General features: G+C 64.5%; 1 pseudogene. It reads right to left on the bottom strand.

Annotation, left to right across the window (positions count from 1 at the left end):
- A pseudogene (locus ACTJKM_RS36080) lies at positions 1-434 on the bottom strand (hypothetical protein); the annotation flags it as partial.

The following is a 434-nucleotide window of genomic DNA, read 5'->3' as shown; positions in this document are numbered from 1 at the left end:
GCTCGCCCTGTTCGGGCTTTTGCTCCGCATCGCCGAGAATGTAGTCGAGCTGCCCTTCAGCCCATTCGGGGCGCAGCGGAAACTGCGCGATGAAACGATCGACCACGGCGGCAAAGCCGTTGCGATCGGTTTCCTGTGTCGTGAAACCGGCCTGACCGATGCCGGCGGCAGACACGGCGGACCAGCGTTGTTCGCCCGGCGCCATCCGCTTGCGGTAGGCACTGTCGATGGCCCGCGCGAAAGGTGCGGCAAGCCGCGCCGGCTTGATGCGGTTGGACGCAACACTCAGGCTGAAGGAAGCGGGCTGGATGACGCGCACCCAATCGAGGCTGTATTGCGGCAGGACGACGCCACGAAGCCGTGTCCACATCTGCACCGAGACGTCGCTTGCGGTTTCGCTGAAGGAAAGATCCTGTGGTCCGGCCAGAAAGGCC

It is taken from the genome of Ensifer sp. 22460 (assembly GCF_052044935.1).
Lineage (GTDB): Bacteria > Pseudomonadota > Alphaproteobacteria > Rhizobiales > Rhizobiaceae > Ensifer.
Note: the sequence above shows the minus strand (reverse complement) of the source record. Positions and strands in the feature narration are given on the sequence as shown.